Source organism: Kitasatospora sp. NPDC088779 (assembly GCF_040685395.1).
Classification (GTDB): Bacteria; Actinomycetota; Actinomycetes; order Streptomycetales; family Streptomycetaceae; genus Kitasatospora.
Genome location: NZ_JBFBHW010000018.1, coordinates 59,567 through 79,410, shown reverse-complemented (window position 1 = coordinate 79,410; position 19,844 = coordinate 59,567). Strand labels below are relative to the sequence as shown.

The window sequence follows — 19,844 nt, the reverse complement described above, 5'->3', positions numbered from 1 at the left end:
GGCCGTGGACCACCCCGTGATCCGCCAGCCGTACACGTACGCGCGGACGGCGCTGGTCGAGCCGGACTGGCGGCGGCTGCCGGGCTGGCGCCGCGTCACCGAGGCGCAGTGGCGCGACGCCCAGTGGCAGCGGGCCCACTCGGTGAAGACCGCCCGGCAGCTGCGGGCCGTCGTCGGCGACCGGCTCACCGACCACTTCTACCGCGAACTCGCCGCCGACCAGGCCGGGTTCGCCACCATGCCGATGCTGCTGCCGCCGCAGCTGCTGAACACCATGGCCCCGGACGCCCCGGCCGACCCGCAGGCCTTCACCGAGGCGTTCCTGGCCGACCCGGTGCGCCGCTACATGCTGCCGGTGCGCACCGACCGGCACCCGCACTGGCCCAGCCATCCCCGGGCCGAGCGGGACTCGCTGCACGAGGCGGACATGTGGGCCGTCGAGGGCCTGACGCACCGTTACCCCACCAAGGTGCTGGCCGAGTTGACCGCCACCTGCCCGCAGTACTGCGGCCAGTGCACCCGGATGGACCTGGTCGGCACCTCGACGCCCCAGGTGGCCAAGACCCGGTTGCTGCTGCGCCCCGCCGACCGGCAGGAGCAGATGCTCGACTACCTCAAGCGCACCCCCGCCGTACGCGACGTGGTGCTGTCCGGCGGCGACCTCGCGAACGTCCCCTGGCCCCGGCTGGAGTCCTTCCTGCTGAGGCTGCTGGACCTCGGCACCGTCCGGGACATCCGGCTGGCCAGCAAGGCCGTGGTCGGCCTGCCCCAGCACTGGCTGCAACCGCAGTTGCTGGACGGCCTGGCCCGGGTCGCCGAACTGGCCGCCCGCCGCGCGGTCAACCTGGCCGTGCACACCCACGCCAACCACGTGCGCTCGATCACCCCGCTGGTCGCCGAGGCGGCCCGGGCCCTGCTGGACGCGGGCGTGCGGGACGTCCGCAACCAGGGCGTGCTGATGCGGGGCGTCAACGACACCGCCGAGGACCTGCTCGACCTCTGCTTCGCCCTCCAGGGCGAGGCGAACATCCTGCCGTACTACTTCTACCTCTGCGACGTGATCCCGGGCGCCGAGCACTGGCGGACGCCGCTGCACCAGGCGCAACGCCTCCAGGAGGCGATCATGGGCTACCTGCCCGGCTACGCGACCCCGCGCCTGGTCTGCGACGTCCCGCACGTCGGCAAGCGCTGGGTGCACCAGGCGGTGGCCTACGACCGCGAGCTCGGCATCTCGTACTGGACCAAGAACTACCGCACCGGCCTGGAGAGCGGCGGCGGCCAGGACGCCCCGCTCGACCGGCGCCACCCCTACTACGACCCGGTGGACACCCTCCCGGAGACCGGCCGCCGCTGGTGGTCCGAGCCGTCCACCGCACGAGGAGCGCGATGAGCACCCCCGGCCCGAGCCCCGACCCAAGCCCCGACCCGAGCCCCGACCCTCCCCGGGACGGCGAACTGCGCCGCCTGTGCTGGATCTTCCCCGACCGGGAGTCCTCCCGGATGGCCGCGATGTGGCACGGCTTCTTCTGGGACCTCTACGCCGAGAGCGCCGCCGGCCTCGGCCTGCGCTGGACCAGGCACGCGCCGGAGGCCGTCACGGTGGACGCCACCGGGCCCGGCCGCCCCCGGGTCTACGTGGACGACGAGCCGGTCACCCCCGAGGACACCCTGTTCATCACCGCGCTCTACTCGCTGCCGTACCAGTCGATGGACGTCTTCAACCAGTACGCGCTGTACGCGGTGCTCGAACAGGCCGGGTTCTACCTGCCGTTCCCGCCGCAGGTCTCGCTGATCGGCAACGACAAGCTGGCCACCCTGCTGTTCCTGGGCGGCTCCCCGGTGCCGACCATCCCGACGGTGCGGATCGGCACCGGCCGGGACATCAGCAAGCACGGCTACGAGGTGGGCCTGCGGAACATGACCTACCCCGCGATCGTCAAACCCGCCGGCTGGTGCGGCGGCGGCGGGATCAACCTGGCCCGCGGCCCCGAGGACGTCCGGGGCCTGGCCAGCCTCGCCCAGGGCGGCGACACCACGCTGGTGGTCCAGCCCTACCTGGGCGACGGCACGATCGACTACCGGGTGTACGTCGTCGACGGCGAGCCGTACGCGGTGATGAAGCGGACCCCGGAGCCCGGCTCCCCGGTCGCCAACGCCAGCCGGGGTGGCGCCATGGAGTTCCCGCCGGTGCCGCCCGAACTCGCCGCCGCCACGGCCTGGTTCGCCGAGCGGCTGCCGATCCCGTTCTTCTGCGTCGACTTCCTGTACGACGGCGAGCGGTACTGGTTCTCCGAACTGGAACCGGACGGCGTGATCGCCCCCGACCTCACCGACCCGGACCGCACCCTCCAACGGGACGTCACCCGCGCCCGCTTCGCCGCCTACCGCGACGGCCACGCCAGGTGGCTCGCGGACGGCGCCCGCCCGCTCACCCTCGACCCCGCCCGAAGCCCCGCCCTCACACCCGCCCTCACACCCACACCCACACCCACCTCCAACCGCGACCTCGACCTCGCCCCCCGGACGGACTCCCGATGACCGCCTCCTTCTCCCTGCCCCCCGAGGCCGCCGAGCCCCGCCTGCACGTGGCCCGGCGCACCCTGGAGCGGCTGCGCAGCGTCCCCGACCTGGCCCCGCGCTACGCCAGCCACGTCAACGTCCACACCCTCGACCGGCTCGCCACGCTCCCGCCCCTGGCGAAGGACGACCTCAACACCGCCCTCGCCCACCTGGAGCCCGCCGCCGACCAGGCCGCCACCTGGCTGTTCCAGAGCGGCGGCAGCACCGGCGCCCCCCAGGTCGGCTACGCCCCCACCGGCTTCTACATGGGCGGCGTGCACGCCCACTGGCAGCCGCTCGACCGGACGGACGTCTTCGTCAACGCCTGGGGCGCCGGCCGGATGTGGGGCGCGCACTTCCTCGCCGCCGCGCTCGCCGACCTCTCCGGCTGCCGGATCATCGCGCTCGGCTCGGTCGCCGCCGAGGAGTACGGCGACTGGCTGGCCTTCCTGGCCGCGCGCCGGGTGACGGCCATCGGCGGGACGCCCAGCGTGCTGCGGCTCTGGTTCGCGCACGCCCGCGCCGCCGGCATCCGACTCCCCTCCCTGCGCAAGGTGTTGTGGCTCGGTGAGGCCTGGCAGCCCCAACTCGACGAGGACCTCGCCGTGGTGGCGCCCGAGGCGCGGCGCTGGGGCATGTTCGGCAGCACCGAGACCTGGGTGGTGGCCACCAACACACCCGACTGCCCGGCCGACACCTTCCACCCGCTGCCCGACCAGCTGGTCCACGCCGACGCCGGCGGCCTGCTCGACTTCACCACCCTCAACCCCGAGATGCTCAACCCCGTGCTGCGCTACCGCACCGGCGACGCGGGCGAGTTGACCGACTGCCCGTGCGGGCGCCCGGGCCCGGCGATGCGGGTGCTGGGCCGACGCGACAACGTCGTCCAGGTCCGCGGCCTCGGACTGGACGTGGCCGAACTGATCGCCCGGGCCGAGCGCGAACCGGGCGTGGCCCGGGCCCAGGTGGTGCTGACCGAACAGCGCGGCCGGGCCACCGGGGTGGAGGTCCTGCTGCTCACCGGCGGGACGGGCGCCACGCCCGACGCCGAGCGGCTGCGCAAGGAGCTGTTCAGCGCCACCTTCACGCTCAGCACCGCCTTCCAGCACGACCCGGAGTCCTTCCGGGTACGGCCGGTCGAGGAGCTGATCAGCAACGGCCGCACCGGCAAGACCGCCGGGCTGGTCCTGCGGGAGGGTGCGTGAAGTCCGACCGGACGGGCGAGGGCGTGACGTCCGACCCGGTGGGAGGCGGGACGGCGCCCGAGCGGCCGGCGCCGCTGGGCCGGGGCTTCGACCTGTTCTGGGCCGGGCAGACCGTCAGCCTGGTCGGCGACAAGGTCACCGTGTTCGTCGTCCCGACTCTGATGATCTTCGTTCTGCACGCCTCCGCCCTCCAGGTCGGCGTGGTGGCGATGGCCCAGTACCTCGGCATCCCGCTGCTCGGGCCGGTCGCCGGGGTGCTGGTCGACCGCTGGGACAAGCGCCGCACCATGCTCGGCTGCGACCTGGTCCGGCTGGCGGCGGTGGCGGCGATCCCGCTCGCGTACTGGCTCGACGTGCTGTCCACCCCGCTGCTGTTCGGCTGCGTGGCGGTGATCAGCGGCGCGACGATCTTCTTCAATGTCGGCTACCTGGTCGCCGTCCCCGCCGTGGTGCCCGAGGACGGCATGGTCCGCGCGTACTCCCGGCTGGAGGGCAGCGGCTCGGTCGCCGAGGTCGCCGGCCCCTCCATCGCCGCCGCCCTGTACAGCGCGCTCGGGGTGGCCGCCCTGCTGGTGGACGCGGCCAGCTACCTGGTCTCGGCCGTCTGCTTCCGGTACATGAGCCCGTGGGGCGAGCGGACGGTCGAACCCGGCTCGATCCGGGACCGGCTGACCCTCGGCTTCCGGCTCAACTGGGCGGACCCGGTGCTGCGCCGGGTGGTGCTGGCGGCCGTCACGCTCAACTGCGGCGGGCCGGTCTTCGTCACCGTCCTGCCCGTCCTCGCCTACCGGGGCCTGGGCGTGACGGTCGGCGCCTTCGGCGCGGCCATGTCGGTGGCCGCGCTCGGAGCGCTGATCGGCGCCCTGGTCGCCCCGCGGCTCAGCCGGCGGTTCGGCCTGGGGCGGACGATGGCCTGGTCGCTGCTGCTGCACTGCCTGGCCGGCCTCGGCCTGCTCGCCGCGCCCGCACTGCCGCCCGGGCCGGTGATCGCGGTGACCATGGGCTGCTACGGGTTCTTCATGTCCTGCATCAACGTGTGCAGCGCGCCCACCCGGCAGGCCCGGATGACCGCCCGCAACCAGGGCGTCATGCACGCCGCCTTCCGGACCGTCACCTGGGGCGTGATCCCGCTCGCCGCGCTGGTCGGCGGCCTGGCCGTCACCCTGCTCACCGGCCCGCTGGGCATCCTGGACGCGGCCCGGGCGGTGATGGCGGGCGGCACCCTGCTGGCCGCCTGTTCCTTCCTCCCCGCCCTCGGCCTCCAGCCGCTGCTGGACGCCGCCGGGCGCGAGGCCGCCGCCCCCGGGGAGCTCGCGGAGAGCGCGTCATGAACGCCGGGAGCGCCGGGAGCGCCGGGAGCGCTGGGGGCGCCGGGAGCGCTGGGAGCGCTGGGAGCGCCGGGAGCGCCGGGAGCGGCGCGAAGGCCGGAAGCGCCGACGGGAAGGTCCTGCTGATCACCGGGACGTCCTCCGGCATCGGCCTGGCCACCGCCGTCGCGGCGGCCCGGGCCGGGTACCGCACGGTGGCCACCCTGCGCGAACCCGGCCGCGCCGGGGAGCTCCGGCGGGCCGCCGAGGCCGCCGGCGTCACCGTGGACGTCCGCCGCCTCGACGTCACCGACCCCGGCTCGATCGCCGCCTGCCTGGACGGCGTGGCCCGGACGTACGGGCGGCTGGACGCCGTGGTCAACAACGCGGGCGTCTCCAACTCCGACCCGACCCTGGAGATGTCCACCGACGCGGCGCTGCGGGCCAACCTGGAGGTCAACTTCTTCGGGGTGGCCGCGGTCAGCCGGGCCGCGCTGCCGCTGCTGCGGGCCGCCGCAGGCCGCCTGGTCGCCGTCGGCAGCGTGCACGGCGTGGTCGGCCAGCCGTTCAACGAGGCCTACTGCGCCGCCAAGTTCGCCGTCGAGGGGTTCCTGGAGGCGCTCGCCCCGGTCGCGGCGGCGCACGGCGTCCAGGTCTCGGTGGTCGTCCCCGGCTACGTCCCGGACACCCGGTTCGGGGTCTTCCCGGACATCGACCGCGGCACCGTCCAGGCCGCCTCCGGCCCGTACGCGCCCACCTTCGCCGGCTACCTGGACTGGATCGGCGGCCAGGGCTGGGAGTCGGCCGGCCAGCCCGCCCGGGAGGTCGCCGAGGTCGTCGTGCGGACCCTGCTCTCCGACCGGCCGCCCTTCCGGGTGCCCGCCAACCAGTGGGCCGCCGACTACCTGGCCGCCAAACTCGCCGACCCGGACGGCTCCACCGTCCAGTCCCTCGCCCGGACCTGGCTCGGGCAGCCCGAAGCACGCCTCCAAGCGCGAGTCGAAGCACCCCCCGCAGCACCCGCCGAAGCACCCCCCGCCGCACCCTCCTCCTGAGCAAGGGACCCGACCACCATGCCCGCCAAGCCCCTGGCCGAGCTGATCGCCTTCGCCCGCGCCAACTCGCCGTTCTACGCCGAGCTGTACCGCGACCTGCCCCCCGCCGCCGAGCGCCTCGACCAGCTCCCCGTCATCGACCAGGCCGCCTTCTGGGCCGCCAACACCTGGCCCGACAACCGCGTCCTGACCGGCCCGCTCAGCGACGCCGGCATCTACAAGACCGGCGGCACCACCGGCGTCCCCAAGTTCTCGCCCTGGACCCGCACCGAGCACGCCGACTCGGTCACCGCCTTCGGCGCCGGACTCGTCCGGGCCGGCCTGCGGCCCGGGCACCGGGTCGCCAACCTGTTCACGGCCGGCGAACTCTACGGCGGCTTCCTCTACATCGAGGGCGCCCTGCACCACGCCCCCGTGGACAACGTCCGCCTGGGCGTCGGCGGCGCCGCCCCCGACCCGTACATCGCCGACCTCATCACCGGCTTCGGCGTCCACGTGCTGGCCGGCGAGCCGATGAAGCTCAGCGCCGTCGCCGAGTGCCTGGTCCAGCGCGGGGAGACGGCCGACGGGGTCGAACTGCTGCTGTTCGGCGGCGACCTGCTCTTCGCCGACCTGCGGCCGATCCTCGCCCGGGCCTTCCCCCACGCCGCCGTCGCCTCCGTCGGCTACGCCTCCAACGACGCCGGGCTGGTCGGCTCGCCCGTCCCCGGCGACGACGTCCGGGTGCACGAGGCCTTCGCGCACCGCACGGTGGTGGAGCTCGTCGACGACGTCACCGGCAAGACGATCACCACGCCCAGGACTCCCGGCCGGGTCGTCGTCACCAACCTGTTCCGCACCCTGATGCCGATCCTGCGCTACCCGACCGGTGACCGCGCCGAGTGGACCGACGCCCGCTGCCGCCGCTTCCGCCTGCTCGGCCGCTCCACCGAGGGCGCCCGGGTCGGCACCGTCGCCATGCCCACCGAGGAGATCCGGGCCGTCCTGCTCGCCGCCGACCCGGAGCGCCACATCACCGGCATGCAGCTCGTGCAGCGCCGCTGGGCCGGGCGCGACGGCCTGATCCTGCGCCTCGGCTACACCGGGCAGCGGCCGGCCCCCGAGCTCGCCGACCGGCTCGTCGAGGCCGTGTACACGGCCCGGCCGCTCTACCCCGACGAGGTCGCGCTGGGCAGCATCCACGACCTCGCGGTCGAGTGGGTGCCGCGCTCCGAACTGGTCACCAACCCGCGCACCGGCAAGCTCCAGCAGGTGCTGGACGAGCGTCCACGGTCCTGACCGGGAGGTGACGACGGGGGCCGGGCAGCGGTGAGGGGCCGGGCGCTCAGTCGGTCTGCGGCCGGCCCCCGATCACCACGCTCTGCCCGCGGAACTCGGCGATGGCCTTCCCGTCCGCCCGCCGGACCGTCACGTCGTAGACCCCGCCGCGCCCGGCCCGCGACCGCTCCACCGCCTCCGCCACCAGTTCGTCGCCGACCGCCGCCGGGGCCAGGAAGACGACCTGCGCCGCCTGCGCGACCGTCACCGGGCCGTGGCTGTTGCAGGCGAACGCGAACGCGGCGTCGGCGAGCAGGAACAGGAAGCCGCCGTGCGCCGTCCCGTGGCCGTTCACCATCGTCGCGGCCACCGTCATCCGCGTCACCGCGCGACCGGCGGACACCTCGTCCAGCGCGATGCCCAGCAGCCGGCAGGTCTCGTCCCGCGCGTAGAGGGCGGCGGTCCCGGGGTCGAGCATGGCGTCCTGTTTCCCTCCGTCGACGGCGTCCCGGGCCAGCCTAGGGCACGGCGCCCGCCCGCCGTCCGGGGGAACTCGGCCACGCCGCCCCGCCGTTCGGCCCGCCCCGCCGCCCGCCGACCCTAAGGTCTGTCCGGCAAGATCCGCCGGACAGGCCCTGGCCTGCTCAGGTTCCCCGAGCGCAAGGACGGCTGATGGCCCAGAAGTCACCCGCGACCGCCACCCCACCGGGCCCCGCCGAGATCCCGTCGGCGCAGCCGCCCAGCGGATCCGTGACGGCCCTGCGGATCGGGGCCGCCGTGGCCGGCGCGCTGCCCTCCGTGGTGCTGCGGCTGGCCGGGGTGCACCCGGCGCCCGTGCCGGGCATGGTGGTCTTCGGCCTCGGCGTCCTGGCGGCGGCGCTCCTGCTGATGTGGGCCGCGGAGACCGCCCGGGCCGACATCTCCGGCCCGCTCGCCCTGGCCCTGCTGGCGTTCATCGCCGTCCTGCCCGAGTACGCCGTCGACCTCTACTTCGCGTACGCGGCCGGCACCCGGCCCGAGTACGCCGCCTACGCGGCCGCCAACATGACCGGCGCCAACCGGCTGCTGGTCGGCGTCGGCTGGCCACTGGTCGCCCTCGCCTCCTCCTTCGCCGCCCGGCGCCGCGGCGCCGCCCCCGGGATCACCCTGCGGGAGCACCGCCGGATCGACACCGCCTTCCTCGGCGCCGCCGCCCTGGTGGCCTTCGTGATGCCGCTGACCCGGCAGATCTCCTGGGTGCTCGCGGTCGTCCTGATCGCCTGGTACGGCTACTACCTCTTCCGGGTCAGCCGCTGTAGCGAGGACGACGAGGAGGAACTCATCGGCGTTCCGGCCCGGTTGGCCGCCCTCCCGCGGCAGCGCCGCCGGGCGACCACCGTCCTGGTGTTCGCGGTCGCGGCCGGGGTGATCTTCGCCTGCGCCGAGCCCTTCGCCACCTCGCTGGTCGACGCCGGCGCCTCGCTCGGCATCGACCGCTTCCTGCTGGTGCAGTGGCTGGCCCCGCTCGCCTCCGAGGCGCCCGAGCTGATCGTCGCGGTCGTCTTCGCCTGGCGGCTGCGCGGGGACGACGGCCTCGGCGCGCTGCTCTCCAGCAAGGTCAACCAGTGGACCCTGCTGATCGGCTGCCTCCCGCTCGCCTACCTGGCCGGCGGCGGCGCGGCCTCCCTCCCGCTGGTCGAACGCCAGGTGGACGAGGTGCTGCTGACCGCCGCGCAGACCGTCCTGGCCGTGGTGCTCCTGCTCGACCTTCGGTTCCTGCCCTGGAAGGCCGGGCTGCTGTTCGCCCTGTTCGCCGTCCAGTTCGCCCTCCCCGGCGAGTCCGCCCGGGTCGCCCTCAGCTGGGTCTACCTCGCCCTGGCCGTCCCGCTCCTCGCCGTACACCTGCGCCAACTCCCGCCGACCGTCCGCGCCTTGGCGGGCCGCATCGAGGGCGATCCGCACTAGTCGGTGCGCGGGGGCAGCCGCCGGCCGACGACGAGTTCCGGGCGGATGCGGATCCGGACGGCCCCGGGGGCGCGGCCGGCGGCGGGGCCGACCTGGGCGCGGCCGAGGACGGTCACGTACCAGCCGGAGCCGTCCACGCCGTCCACCTCGTCGGCCTCGAAGGCGATCACGGCGTCGTCCACGGCCCGGGCGAGTTCGGAGCCGGCCGGGGCCGAGAGCAGCACTCCGCCGCCGTCCGACAGGTCGAGCCGGAAGGACACCGGCAGCACCGCCGGGAGGGCGCGGATGGTGTAGACCACCCGGCCGACCGCAGCCCTGGCCAGCAGTTCCAGCGCCCGCTCCCGGTCCAGTTCGAGCAGGTCGTGATCACCGTTCATGCTCTCGATGCTCGCCCCGGCGGTGGCGGCGCCGCGAGGGCCGATGGTCCCGCCGGGGGTCCCGGGCCCGGACGTCGCGTCAGCCCCGCAGGGAGCGCAGGTGCGCCGGCTGCGCGGCGGTGGCCGCCTGGCGCAGTTCGGTGGAGATCAGCGCGGCCTGCACCCGCCGCTCCACACCCAGCTTGGCGAGCAACCGCGACACGTGGTTCTTCACCGTCTTCTCGGCGAGGTAGAGCCGTTCGCCGATCTGCCGGTTGGTCAGGCCCTCCCCGATCAGCGCCAGCACCTCCTGCTCGCGCACGGTCAGCGCGGGCCCGGTGGTGACGGGCTGCGCGGGCTCGGCGTCGCTGCGCAGGCGGTTGAGCAGCCGGGTGGCGGCGCCCGGGTCCAGCATCGAGCGGCCGGAGGCGACGGTCCGCACGGCGGCCACCAGGTCGGTGCCGCTGATCTGCTTGAGCACGTACCCGGCGGCGCCCGCCATGACGGCGTCCAGCAGCGCCTCCTCGTCGTCGAAGGAGGTCAGCATCAGGCAGGCCAGGCCGGGCATCCGGGAGCGCAGTTCACGGCAGACCGACACCCCGTCGCCGTCGCCCAGCCGGACGTCCAGCACCGCCACGTCGGGCCGCAGCGCGGGCACCCGGACGAGCGCCTGCTCGGCGGTGGCGGCCTCGCCGACCACCTCCAGATCGGGCTCGCCGTCCAGCAGGTCGTGCACCCCGCGGCGCACCACCTCGTGGTCGTCCAGCAGGAACACCCGCACCGGCGCCGGTGCCCCGGCGCCCGCCGTCTTGGTCGCCATCACGCGGCTCCACCTTCGTCACCCCCGCACACTCCCGGCAGGGCCCAGGGCATCATCGCCCACCGACCGCCGCAGGACCCAGGGCCCAACGACCCCATTCGGGCGAGCACACGGGCGGCGCGGCCCCCGGAGGAGCCGCGCCGCCCGTACCGGAGGGGCCGTCAGCGCCGCCGCGCGCTGCCGAGCCCCGCCAGCAGGAAGGCCAGCGCCACCCCGGCCCCGCTGACCGCCGCGAGCACCACCCGGGAGCCGACGGCGCCCTCGCCCGACAGCAGGATCGCCACCGCCCCCAGCGAGGCGACGGCGGCGCCGACGACCAGCCACCCCGCGAGGGTGACGGCGGCGGGGCGGCCGGAGCGCGGCGCCGGCCGGGCGCCCAGGGCCGCCCAGCGGGCGGCGGCCTCGTGCTGCTCCCCGCGCCGGTCCCACCGGGCGCGGACCCGCAGCGCCACGCCGCCGACCAGCCCGGCGAGGGCGATCTGCGCGGCGGGCCGCCAGTCGGGCACGGCGAGCAGCAGCCCGCCGGCCATGGCGAGGGCGGCCCACCACAGGACGCAGGCCGCCGCGGCCGTGCGGGTGGAGCGGGGCCGGTCGGCGCCGGCCTGGAGGTCGGCGATGGCGGGCAGGTACCAGACGCAGCCGCTCGCGGTGAGCGCGGCGGTGCCGATGGCGAGGACGGTGTGGGTCATGGGGCCGGCCTTCCAGGTCGCGAGGGGAGGGAGCCGTCCCCGCCCGTGACGGGGGCGCGGGCGGAGACGGCGGTCGGAGGGTTCGGAGCGGGTGGCCGGGGCGCGCCCGGCCTCGGGTCAGCTGTCCACGGCGGACCGCGCCCGCTCCGCCCTGGTCTGTGGCAGGTCGTACTTGGCCGGGCTCACGTCGCCCAGGTGGGTGGCGGGCTTGCCGGTGTTCTCCAGGACGTCCAGGGCCGCGATGTCGGGGTGGTGCAGGTCGAAGGCCGGGGATTCGGAGCGGATCCTCGGCAGCCGGACGAAGTTGTGCCGGGGCGGCGGGCAGGAGGTGGCCCACTCCAGCGAGCGGCCGTAGCCCCACGGGTCGTCGGCTTCGACCTTCTCGCCGTACTTGGCCGTCTTCCAGATGTTGTAGAGGAACGGCAGGATCGACAGTCCGAGCAGGAAGGAGAAGATGGTGGACAGGGTGTTGAGCGTGGTGAAGCCGTCCGAGGCCAGGTAGTCGGCGTAGCGGCGGGGCATGCCCTCGGCGCCGAGCCAGTGCTGGACCAGGAAGGTGCCATGGAAGCCGACGGTGAGCGTCCAGAAGGTGATCCGGCCGAGCCGTTCGTCGAGCTTCTTGCCGGTCATCTTGGGCCACCAGAAGTGGAAGCCGGCGAACATCGCGTAGACCACGGTGCCGAACAGCGTGTAGTGGAAGTGGGCGACGACGAAGTACGAGTCGGAGACGTGGAAGTCGATCGGCGGGGCGGCGAGCAGCACGCCGGTGAGGCCGCCGAAGAGGAAGGTGACCAGGAAGCCGACCGTCCACAGCATCGGTGTCTCGAAGCTGAGCGAGCCCTTCCACATGGTGCCGACCCAGTTGAAGAACTTGACCCCGGTCGGGACGGCGATGAGGAAGGTCATGAAGGAGAAGAACGGCAGCAGCACCTGCCCGGTGACGTACATGTGGTGCGCCCACACCGTCACCGACAGGCCGGCGATGGCGACGGTGGCGGCGATCAGCCCCGCGTAGCCGAACATCGGCTTGCGGCTGAAGACCGGGATGATCTCGGAGATGATCCCGAAGAACGGCAGCGCCAGGATGTACACCTCGGGGTGGCCGAAGAACCAGAACAGGTGTTGCCAGAGCATCGCCCCGCCGTTGGCCGGGTCGAAGACGTGCGAGCCGAACTTGCGGTCGCATTCGAGGGCGAGCAGGGCGGCGGCGAGGACGGGGAAGACCAGCAGCACCAGCACCGAGGTGAGCAGCACGTTCCAGCAGAAGATGGACATCCGGAACATGGTCAGCCCGGGTGCGCGCATGCAGATGATCGTGGTGATGAAGTTGACGGCGCCGAGGATGCTGCCGAAGCCGGAGAGCGTCACGCCCATGATCCACATGTCGGCGCCGACGCTGGGCGAGTGGACGGCGTCGGACAGCGGCGCGTAGAGGAACCAGCCGAAGTCGGCGGCGCCCTGCGGGGTCGCGAAGCCGGCGGCGGCGATCAGCGAGCCGAACATGAACAGCCAGAAGGACAGCATGTTCAGGCGCGGGAAGGCGACGTCCGGGGCGCCGATCTGCAGCGGCATGATCCAGTTGGCGAAGCCGGTGAACAGCGGCATCGCGAAGAGCAGCAGCATCACCGAGCCGTGCATGGTGAAGGCCTGGTTGAACTGTTCGTTGGAGAGGATCTGCGTTCCGGGCCGGGCGAGTTCGGCGCGCATGACCAGCGCCAGGACACCGCCGATCAGGAAGAACCCGAACGCCGACACCAGGTACATGGAGCCGATCGTCTTGTGGTCGGTGGTGGTCAGCAGTCTGACCACGGCCGAACCGGGCCGTTTCGGCCGAACCGACGGCTGCGGTACGGAGGTTGGCGGTGGCGTGGGGTCGCCCTGTGCCGGGGTGGCGCTCAAGGACGCACTCCTTAGGAACGTCGTGCGAATGGCTGGCGATCCATGATCCGAACGCACCGCCCCCGCCCCCTAGGGCCGTTCGGCCCGCGCCCCCGGGGCCGCACGGCCCGCGTTCCGGCACCCGGACCGGGACCTCCGGTGGCCGTCGGTCCCTCCCCGGCCCCTCGGGCGGCGCTCACCGCGCCGACGAGCACCGCTGGAGGAACGCCGGAACCGCCCCGGCGCCCGCGCCCCGGACCTCGCCCGCCCGTCCCCGTCCGCCCCGGGGCCCGCACCCCCGGCCCCGGCCCTCCGCCGCACCCCGCCGGCCTCTCCCACCCCACCCCACCGGCCACGACACCGCGCCCGCCGGCCGCCACCGCCCCCGGCCGCCCCCTCCCCCGGATGCCCCCTCCCCCAGGTGCCCGAAGTGTGAGGGTCGCGTGACCGAAACAGGCCGATTCCGTGCCCTACAGATCGGATCGGCCGTCAAGTAGCCTGCGCTCACGCCCGCACCGCACCGGTCACGCACCCCCGCTCGGACACGCCCTGGCCCCCACCCACGCCCCGGAGGTACGCCGATGCCCCTGGCCCAGCCCGCCGCCCCCACCCGGCCGCGCTTCTCCGTCCTCGGCCCGCTGACCGGCGAAGCGGACGGCCGCCCGCTCGCCCTCGGTCCGCTGAAGCAGCGGCTGGTGCTGGGCGTCCTGCTGAGCCGCGCCAACACGGCCGTCCCGGTCGACCTGCTCACCGACGCGGTCTGGCCCGAGGAGCCGCCGCGCACCGCCCGCAAGAACCTCCAGGTCTACATCTGCACCCTGCGCACCCTGCTCGGCCGCGACCCCGGGCCCGAACGGCTGGTCCACACCGCCGGCGGCTACCTGCTGCGGGTCGCCGAACCCGAGCTCGACGTCCTGCAGTTCCGCGCCCTCGCCCGGGCCGGCCGGGCCGCCGCCGACAGCGGCGCGCTCGCCCCCGCCGCCCGGCTGCTGCGCCAGGCCCTCGACCTGTGGCAGGGCCCGCCGCTCGCCGACCTGCGCTGCTCGCCCGCCGTCCAGGCCGAGGCCGATCGGCTGGAGGCCCACTGCCTGGGCGTCCACGAGGACTGGGCGGAGACCGAGTTGGAGCTCGGCAACGCCACCGCCGTCGCCGAGGAACTCGCCGACCCGGCCGAGCGCCACCCGCTGCGCGAACGCCTCCAGGCCGCCCGGATGAACGCCCTGCACCTGTCCGGCCGGCAGGCCGAGGCGCTCGCCGTCTACGACACCCACCGCCAGCTGCTCGCCCGCGAGTTGGGCCTCGAACCCAGCCCCGCCCTGACCGCCCGCTACCGGCAGCTGCTCGCCCACGGCCCGGCCCGCCCCGCCACCGCCCGGCCGGCGCAGCACCCCGGCCCGAGCGGCGCGCTGCTGCCCGCCGACACCACCGACTTCACCGGCCGAAGCCACGAACTGCGGGAGCTGATCGACGCGTTGGCGGAGGGCGGCGAGCGCGTCGCGGTCCTCTCCGGCCCGGCCGGCGTCGGCAAGACCGCCCTCGCCGTGCACGCCGGACACCTGCTCGCCGACCGCTTCCCCGACGGCCGGCTGCTGCTCCGGCTGCGCACCGAGGACGGCGCCCCGCGCCCGCTCGCCGACATCCTCGCCGAACTCGCCGCCCTCACCGGCCGATCCGGCCCGAGACCGGCCGACCCGGCCCAGGCCGCCGCCCTCTGGCGCGCCTCCCTGGCCGGACGCCGGATGCTGCTGATCCTCGACGACGCCCCCGGCGAGGCCGTGGTCCGCGAACTGCTGCCGGGCTTCGGCCCGAGCGCCACCCTCGTCACCTCGCGCAGCCAGCTCGCCGGACTGGCCTCGGTGCACCGGGTCACCGTGCCGCCCTTCGCCCCCGCCGAGGCGCTCGACCTGCTCGGCCGGATCGTCGGCACCGGCCGGACCGGCACCGACCGCGCGGCCGCCGCCCGGATCGTCGAGGCCTGCGGGCTGCTGCCGCTCGCCGTCCGGGTCGCCGGCACCCGGCTCGCCGTCCTGCGCCACCTGCCGCTCGCCGAGTACGCGGCCCGCCTCGCCGATCCGGCCGGCGCCCTGGACGAACTCGTCGCCGGGGACGTCACCGTCCGCGCCCGCCTCGACTCCGGCTGGCGCGACCTCACCGACCAGGGTCGCCTCGCCCTCGGCCGGCTCGCCGCCCTGCCGCTCTCCCTGCTGTTCACCCTCCCCGAGGCCGCCGCCGCCCTCGGCCGCCCCGAACGCCTCGCCCTGCGCACCCTGGAGGCCCTCACCGACACCGGCGCCGTCACCTCCCCCACCGGCGAGGTCACCGCCCACGCCGCCCTCTACGCCCTCCCCCGCCTCACCCACCTGCACGCCCGCGAGCACGCCACTGCTTTGGCCGACAACCTCAGCTGAGCCCGCCGCGCCGGCCGGCACCCCTTGGGCCGAGCGTCAGCACATCCAGCAACTCCCCGCCCTCCGAGCCCTGTTCGACGGCCCGCAGGGCCAGCAGGACGCCCGCCGCCCCGGTGTGCAGGTCCGCCGAGAACCGCCGCAGCCGCATCCCGGGGACGAGCAGGCCCTCCGGCCGCGCGACCAGGTGCCACTGGAGCTTGCGGACCTGCTCGCGGACGACGTCCCGGACCGCCGCCCCGCCCAGCCGGTCCAGCGCCAGCAGCAGCCCGGCGCGACCCCGGAACAGCCCGGGCTCGCGCACGAATCCGGGTGCGCACACCCTCCGCACGTCGGCGAGGAACTCCCCGAACCCGCCGAACTCCCCGGGCCCGTCGAATCCCCCGAACCCGCCGAACTCCCCGAACCCGCTGCCGCCGAGCGCCTGGTACTCCTGGGCGACGAGCGCGATCCCGCTGCTGCCGCGGTCGAGGTAGGCGAGCCGCCGCCCCCGGTCGAGGACCTGGACCGACCCGTCGGGCACCCGCACGCACTGCGCCACGGCCCGCCCCAGCGCCTCGCGCCCGGAGGCCAGCAGCCAGGGCTCACCGGTCCGCTGGTACAGCCGCAGCTGGACGAGGGCGATCCCGGCCAGGCCGTACAGCAGTCCGGCCGCCGTCGGCGCGCCGAGCCCCGGGACGGTCTGCCCGCGCAGCACCGCGTCGAGCGCCCGCGCGTCGGCGAGGGCGTCCGCGAGTTCGCGCCGGCTGCCGAGGGCGTCGGCGAGCCGCAGCCGGGCGAGCGCGGCGCCGGCCCGGCCGCCGTGGAGGGCGACGGTGGGCGCGGGCCGGGCCTGCCGGGCCTGGGCGGCCAGTTCGGCGGCCTCGTCGCCGCGGCCGACCCGGGCGAGCACGGCCGCCACGCCGAGCGGCCCGTCGAAGAGCCCTCCGGCGCCCGGTCTCGGGCCGCGCCGCCGCATCGCCGCGATCAGCCAGTCCGCGTACTCGTCGGGGCAGGGCGCCCCGGCGCGGTGCAGCGCGTACAGCACGCCGGCGGCGCCGTGGGCGACGCCGGTGCCGCCGTCGGCGAATCCGGCCGGGTCGCCGGGGAAGAGCCGGTCCGGCCGGTCGGGGGTGGCCCCGGCGTGGATGCCGGCGACGAGTTCGTTCCTGGCGGCGTCGAGGGTGGGCCCGGCGAGGAGTTCACGGACCCGCCGTTCGCCGACCGGTTCCACCCGCGCCACCGGTGCCACGGCGCCCGGCCGCACCGGCCCCTCCTCCGGCCCGAGGCCGAACCACTGCCGTGCCCGCCGTTCCAGCGCGGGCAGTTTGCCGGGATCGCGTTCGGCCAGCTCCATCACGGGCATCAGCAGCATCAGCCAGGTGGCCCAGAGCATGTGGCGGTCGGCGTCGGCCCCGTCGAGCCCGGGCGGGGGCTGCAGCGCGCCCGCGCCGGCGAGCGGGACACGGCGGCCGGTGAGTTCCTCCGCGTACTCGAAGTCGACGAGCACCACCGAACCGTCCGGACGGACGATCACATTGGCCGGGTGCAGGTCGCCGAACCGGACGCCCCGCTCGTGCAGGGCACCGAGCGCCTTCTCCAGTCCGGCCACGACCCCGGCCACCCAGTGCGCGTACTCGGCGCGCTGTCCGGCGGTGCAGTTCTGGTGCACCAGCGGGTAACGGCGGATCGCCTCGGCGAACAGCTGGACGCCCTCGATGTGCTCCTGGACCAGGAAGGTGTGCTCCCAGACCGTCCGGACCTCGTGCAGCCGGGGCACGCAGTCCAGGCCGGCGAGCCGTTCCAGCGCCCACTGCTCGCGCCGCAGCCGGGTGACGGCGTCGTCCCCGGCGGCGTCCAGCCCGGCGTGCGGGCGGGCCTCGCGCAGCACCACCCGCTCCCCGGTGGTCCGGTGCTCGGCGAGGTAGATCCCGCCGGCGTTGGAGAACTGCAGCACCTCGACGATCCGGTACGGCAGGTCGCCGCCGGCCACCTCCCGGGCGGCCAGGTGCGGGCGCAGCTCCTCGGGCGGTTCGACCCAGGCGGGCAGCTGGAACACCGGGTCGCGCCGGTCGGGGACCAGCTCGCCGGACGGGTCGCGCAGCGCGGGCACGGGCCGCCCGTCCTCGTCCTGGCACCACAGCTCGACGAACGCGCCGTAGCGCACGTACACGGGGGCCGTCCCGATCCGCAGGTCGGTGAGCACGTACGGCCCCCGGCGGCCCGCCAGCACCTCGGCCAACTCCGCCGCCACGGCCAGGAACTCCTCCTCCGACCCCGGGTAGACGGTGACGAACTTGCCGCTGCTGCCGCGCCCCATGTACTTGCCGTTCGCGACCCGCAGCGCCTCGTCGCTGCGCAGGAACTTGAACGTCGTGCGGCGCGCCATGCAGACCCGCGCGACGGCCCGCAGAGTCGCCTCGGCCTCCTCCGGCACGGTCGAGACGTGGATCTTCCAGCCCTGCTCCGGCAGCCGGGCGCCGTCCGGCCGCAGCGCCGTCCACAGCCCGCGCCGCTCGCGCCGCCACCCGGCGGGCGGTGCGCCGAGCCCCAGCTGGTACCGGCCGGCCCGGTCGCGGAGCCGGCCGGGGGTGTCGTAGTACGTCGGATCGGCGAGGCAGTACAGCTGGGTCTCCTGGGCGCCGGCCATGGCGCGCCTCCTCTTCCGGGTCGTCTTCCGGGTCGTCTTCCGGGCTCTTCCGGGTCGCTCGTCTCCCGGGCCGCCGAACGGTTCAGCCTGCGGGTGCGGGTAGCGGTGCGGGGGCCGGGGCAGGCGCCGGACCGCGCCGGACCGGCGGCGCCCAGGTGACGACGGCCGCGCAGAGCGAGATGGCGAGCGCCAGCAGGGCGAAGGTCCGGGTGCCGCCGAGAGCGCCGAGCAGCGCGCCGCCCACCAGCGGGCCGAACGGCTGGACCAGGGTGGACAGGAAACCGGCGGCGCTCTGCACCCGGCCGATCCGGTCGGGCGGCGCGGCGAGCAGCATGCCGGAGACGAAGCCGATGCTGGCGACCGTGGACAGGCACATGCACACCGCGCACAGCAGCCCGATCAGCAGCGGGATCCGAGTGAGCACCAGCACCCCGGCAGTGGCCGCGGCCGCCCAGCAGCTGAGCGCCACCAGCCTGCCGTCGCGCACCCCGGGGCGCGCCTCAGGGCGTGTCTGACAATTCCCGTCGGGCGCGTGAATTGTCAGACGCGCCCTGGTCTCCAGCCTCGGGGCCAGCAGCGCGCCGGCCAGGGCGCCGGCCGCGGTGCAGGAGACCACGGTGCCGCCTCCGATCCCGGAGTGGCCGCCGTCGGAGGCCACGGCCAGGGTGGTGAACATCAGCGCGCTGAACGCGAAGTTCATCCCGAGCCCGAAGATCAGCAGCAGGGTGCGCAGGTAGGGCTGGCGCCAGATGAAGCTGAGCCCGGCGGTCAGTTCGCCGCGGCTGAACGCCGCGCCGCTCCTGGCGGCGGGCACCGAGCGGGTCCGCATCAGCGCGACGCAGACGGTGGAGAGCAGCAGCCCGACGCCCTCCGCGAGGAACGGCAGCACCGGGTGCCAGGCGAACAGCGCGCCGCCGGCGATCGGCCCGACCAGCCGGGCGGCGGCGCCGCGCGCCTGCATCCGGGACGAGGCCGCGCGGACCTGCTCGCGCGGCACCACCGCGCGCAGCAGGCCGCCGGCGGCGGGCCCGTAGGCGCTGGTGATGAGCGCCCCGGCGGCGGCCACCAGCAGCACCAGCGGCAGCGGGGTGTGGCCGCGCAGGACGGCGATCACCAGCGCGGTGACGGCGAGCAGGCTGCCGACGTCGCACACCCGCATCAGCCGGCGCCGCTCGATCCGGTCGGCGATGACGCCGCCGGGCAGCATGGTGAGCAGCAGCGCGCCGATCGAGACGGTGCCGATGGCGCCCGCCTGGGCGGCCGATCCGGTCTCCCGCAGGACGAGCAACGGCAGGGCGATCGAGGCGAGTTGGGAGCCGAGCGAGGCCATCAGGCCGCCGACCCAGAGCAGCCGGAAGTCCCGGTTGCGGGAGAGCGAGGTGGGCTCCATGGCCGTCCTCCGGGGTGGGGGGTGGAATCGGGCCGGGGCGGTCCCGCACCGGCGGGACCGCCCCGGAAGCCAATCACTGCCCGGCGGCCGGGGGCGGTGGTGCGCCCGCCCCCGCGCCGGACACCGCTGACCTGCCGCCGGTCAGGCGGAGGTCTCGGCGGAGCTGACGTAGCTGATCAGGCTGAAGCAGCTGCCGTCGGAGGCCTCCTGAAGGACCTTCATCGCCTGGAGGTCCAGGACGTTGGCGGCGTGCGCCTCGACCTCGGGGGCCTCCTCGCTGTCCTCGCCGACGATCGGGTCGATGTTCTCGGCCATGGCTGAACTCCCTTCACTGGGTTGATCGGTGGGGG

Annotated in this window: 16 protein-coding genes; 8 read left to right on the top strand and 8 right to left on the bottom strand. The window is 75.2% G+C overall.

Translation table 11 applies throughout. The features are described from left to right. The first annotated feature begins 4 nt into the window (after window positions 1–4). Genes AB0P03_RS19185 through AB0P03_RS19160 form a run of 6 tightly spaced genes read left to right on the top strand, consistent with a single transcriptional unit; the run spans window position 5 to window position 7,404 of the window. Window positions 5–1,390 (top strand): lysine 2,3-aminomutase, encoded by a 1,386-nt coding sequence (locus AB0P03_RS19185; protein WP_363629825.1) that lies wholly within the window; start codon window positions 5–7, stop codon window positions 1,388–1,390. Further along, on the top strand, window positions 1,387–2,538 hold the full coding sequence (locus tag AB0P03_RS19180) for a hypothetical protein (protein WP_363629823.1): 1,152 nt from the start codon (window positions 1,387–1,389) through the stop codon (window positions 2,536–2,538). The genes AB0P03_RS19185 and AB0P03_RS19180 overlap by 4 nt, the downstream gene beginning before the upstream one ends. Further along, window positions 2,535–3,764: an AMP-binding protein gene (locus AB0P03_RS19175; protein WP_363629821.1), complete on the top strand. Its 1,230-nt coding sequence runs from the start codon at window positions 2,535–2,537 to the stop codon at window positions 3,762–3,764. Before AB0P03_RS19180 ends, AB0P03_RS19175 begins: the two co-directional genes overlap by 4 nt. Beyond that, on the top strand, window positions 3,761–5,095 hold the full coding sequence (locus AB0P03_RS19170) for an MFS transporter (RefSeq protein ID WP_363629819.1): 1,335 nt from the start codon (window positions 3,761–3,763) through the stop codon (window positions 5,093–5,095). Before AB0P03_RS19175 ends, AB0P03_RS19170 begins: the two co-directional genes overlap by 4 nt. After that, window positions 5,092–6,126, top strand: coding sequence for an SDR family NAD(P)-dependent oxidoreductase (locus AB0P03_RS19165; RefSeq protein WP_363629817.1), 1,035 nt, complete (start codon window positions 5,092–5,094; stop codon window positions 6,124–6,126). Before AB0P03_RS19170 ends, AB0P03_RS19165 begins: the two co-directional genes overlap by 4 nt. An 18-nt stretch (window positions 6,127–6,144) precedes the next feature. Further along, entirely contained in the window at window positions 6,145–7,404 is a 1,260-nt protein-coding gene (locus tag AB0P03_RS19160; RefSeq protein WP_363584719.1) for a phenylacetate--CoA ligase family protein, read from the top strand. A 46-nt stretch (window positions 7,405–7,450) separates the two neighbouring features. On the opposite strand, the gene paaI is transcribed toward AB0P03_RS19160, so the two are convergent. After that, window positions 7,451–7,861 carry a hydroxyphenylacetyl-CoA thioesterase PaaI gene (gene paaI / locus AB0P03_RS19155; RefSeq protein ID WP_363584717.1) on the bottom strand — a complete coding sequence of 137 codons (411 nt, stop codon included), beginning with the start codon at window positions 7,859–7,861 and terminating at the stop codon, window positions 7,451–7,453. Between the two features lie 194 nt (window positions 7,862–8,055). On the opposite strand from paaI, the gene AB0P03_RS19150 reads away from it, so the two are divergent. Beyond that, window positions 8,056–9,327 (top strand): hypothetical protein, encoded by a 1,272-nt coding sequence (locus AB0P03_RS19150; RefSeq protein ID WP_363629815.1) that lies wholly within the window; start codon window positions 8,056–8,058, stop codon window positions 9,325–9,327. Here the strand turns inward: AB0P03_RS19150 and AB0P03_RS19145 are convergent. The 4 genes from AB0P03_RS19145 to ctaD form a co-directional block, all read right to left on the bottom strand. After that, window positions 9,324–9,704, bottom strand: a complete 381-nt coding sequence (locus tag AB0P03_RS19145; protein ID WP_363584713.1) for a pyridoxamine 5'-phosphate oxidase family protein — start codon at window positions 9,702–9,704, stop codon at window positions 9,324–9,326. The genes AB0P03_RS19150 and AB0P03_RS19145 overlap by 4 nt on opposite strands. 79 nt (window positions 9,705–9,783) lie before the next feature. Continuing rightward, the gene (locus tag AB0P03_RS19140) at window positions 9,784–10,503 is read right to left on the bottom strand and encodes a response regulator transcription factor (RefSeq protein WP_363629813.1); all 720 of its coding nucleotides are present in this window, start codon (window positions 10,501–10,503) and stop codon (window positions 9,784–9,786) included. 161 nt (window positions 10,504–10,664) lie between these two features. Further along, complete coding sequence (locus AB0P03_RS19135) at window positions 10,665–11,192, bottom strand: hypothetical protein (protein WP_363629811.1); 528 nt, start codon at window positions 11,190–11,192, stop codon at window positions 10,665–10,667. Between the two features lie 117 nt (window positions 11,193–11,309). Next, entirely contained in the window at window positions 11,310–13,001 is a 1,692-nt protein-coding gene (gene ctaD, locus AB0P03_RS19130; RefSeq protein WP_363584707.1) for a cytochrome c oxidase subunit I, read from the bottom strand. 650 nt (window positions 13,002–13,651) lie between these two features. On the opposite strand from ctaD, the gene AB0P03_RS19125 reads away from it, so the two are divergent. Next, on the top strand, window positions 13,652–15,478 hold the full coding sequence (locus tag AB0P03_RS19125) for a BTAD domain-containing putative transcriptional regulator (protein ID WP_363629809.1): 1,827 nt from the start codon (window positions 13,652–13,654) through the stop codon (window positions 15,476–15,478). On the opposite strand, the gene lanKC is transcribed toward AB0P03_RS19125, so the two are convergent. The 3 genes from lanKC to AB0P03_RS19110 all read right to left on the bottom strand — a co-directional run bounded on the left by lanKC (window position 15,471) and on the right by AB0P03_RS19110 (window position 19,809). Further along, window positions 15,471–18,104 carry a class III lanthionine synthetase LanKC gene (gene lanKC, locus AB0P03_RS19120; protein WP_363629807.1) on the bottom strand — a complete coding sequence of 878 codons (2,634 nt, stop codon included), beginning with the start codon at window positions 18,102–18,104 and terminating at the stop codon, window positions 15,471–15,473. The genes AB0P03_RS19125 and lanKC overlap by 8 nt on opposite strands. An 82-nt stretch (window positions 18,105–18,186) precedes the next feature. After that, window positions 18,187–19,494, bottom strand: coding sequence for an MFS transporter (locus tag AB0P03_RS19115; RefSeq protein WP_363629805.1), 1,308 nt, complete (start codon window positions 19,492–19,494; stop codon window positions 18,187–18,189). A gap of 141 nt (window positions 19,495–19,635) precedes the next feature. Continuing rightward, window positions 19,636–19,809, bottom strand: a complete 174-nt coding sequence (locus AB0P03_RS19110; protein ID WP_363584699.1) for a hypothetical protein — start codon at window positions 19,807–19,809, stop codon at window positions 19,636–19,638. Window positions 19,810–19,844: the final 35 nt, after the last annotated feature.

Coding starts and splice junctions, on each gene's coding strand:
- AB0P03_RS19180 (WP_363629823.1), top strand. CDS start 1,387: ATGAGCACCCCCGGCCCGAGCCCCGACCCAAGCCCCGACCCGAGCCCC.
- AB0P03_RS19175 (WP_363629821.1), top strand. CDS start 2,535: ATGACCGCCTCCTTCTCCCTGCCCCCCGAGGCCGCCGAGCCCCGCCTG.
- AB0P03_RS19165 (WP_363629817.1), top strand. CDS start 5,092: ATGAACGCCGGGAGCGCCGGGAGCGCCGGGAGCGCTGGGGGCGCCGGG.
- AB0P03_RS19160 (WP_363584719.1), top strand. CDS start 6,145: ATGCCCGCCAAGCCCCTGGCCGAGCTGATCGCCTTCGCCCGCGCCAAC.
- paaI (WP_363584717.1), bottom strand. CDS start 7,861: ATGCTCGACCCCGGGACCGCCGCCCTCTACGCGCGGGACGAGACCTGC.
- AB0P03_RS19150 (WP_363629815.1), top strand. CDS start 8,056: ATGGCCCAGAAGTCACCCGCGACCGCCACCCCACCGGGCCCCGCCGAG.
- AB0P03_RS19145 (WP_363584713.1), bottom strand. CDS start 9,704: ATGAACGGTGATCACGACCTGCTCGAACTGGACCGGGAGCGGGCGCTG.
- AB0P03_RS19140 (WP_363629813.1), bottom strand. CDS start 10,503: ATGGCGACCAAGACGGCGGGCGCCGGGGCACCGGCGCCGGTGCGGGTG.
- AB0P03_RS19135 (WP_363629811.1), bottom strand. CDS start 11,192: ATGACCCACACCGTCCTCGCCATCGGCACCGCCGCGCTCACCGCGAGC.
- AB0P03_RS19125 (WP_363629809.1), top strand. CDS start 13,652: ATGCCCCTGGCCCAGCCCGCCGCCCCCACCCGGCCGCGCTTCTCCGTC.
- lanKC (WP_363629807.1), bottom strand. CDS start 18,104: ATGGCCGGCGCCCAGGAGACCCAGCTGTACTGCCTCGCCGATCCGACG.
- AB0P03_RS19115 (WP_363629805.1), bottom strand. CDS start 19,494: ATGGAGCCCACCTCGCTCTCCCGCAACCGGGACTTCCGGCTGCTCTGG.
- AB0P03_RS19110 (WP_363584699.1), bottom strand. CDS start 19,809: ATGGCCGAGAACATCGACCCGATCGTCGGCGAGGACAGCGAGGAGGCC.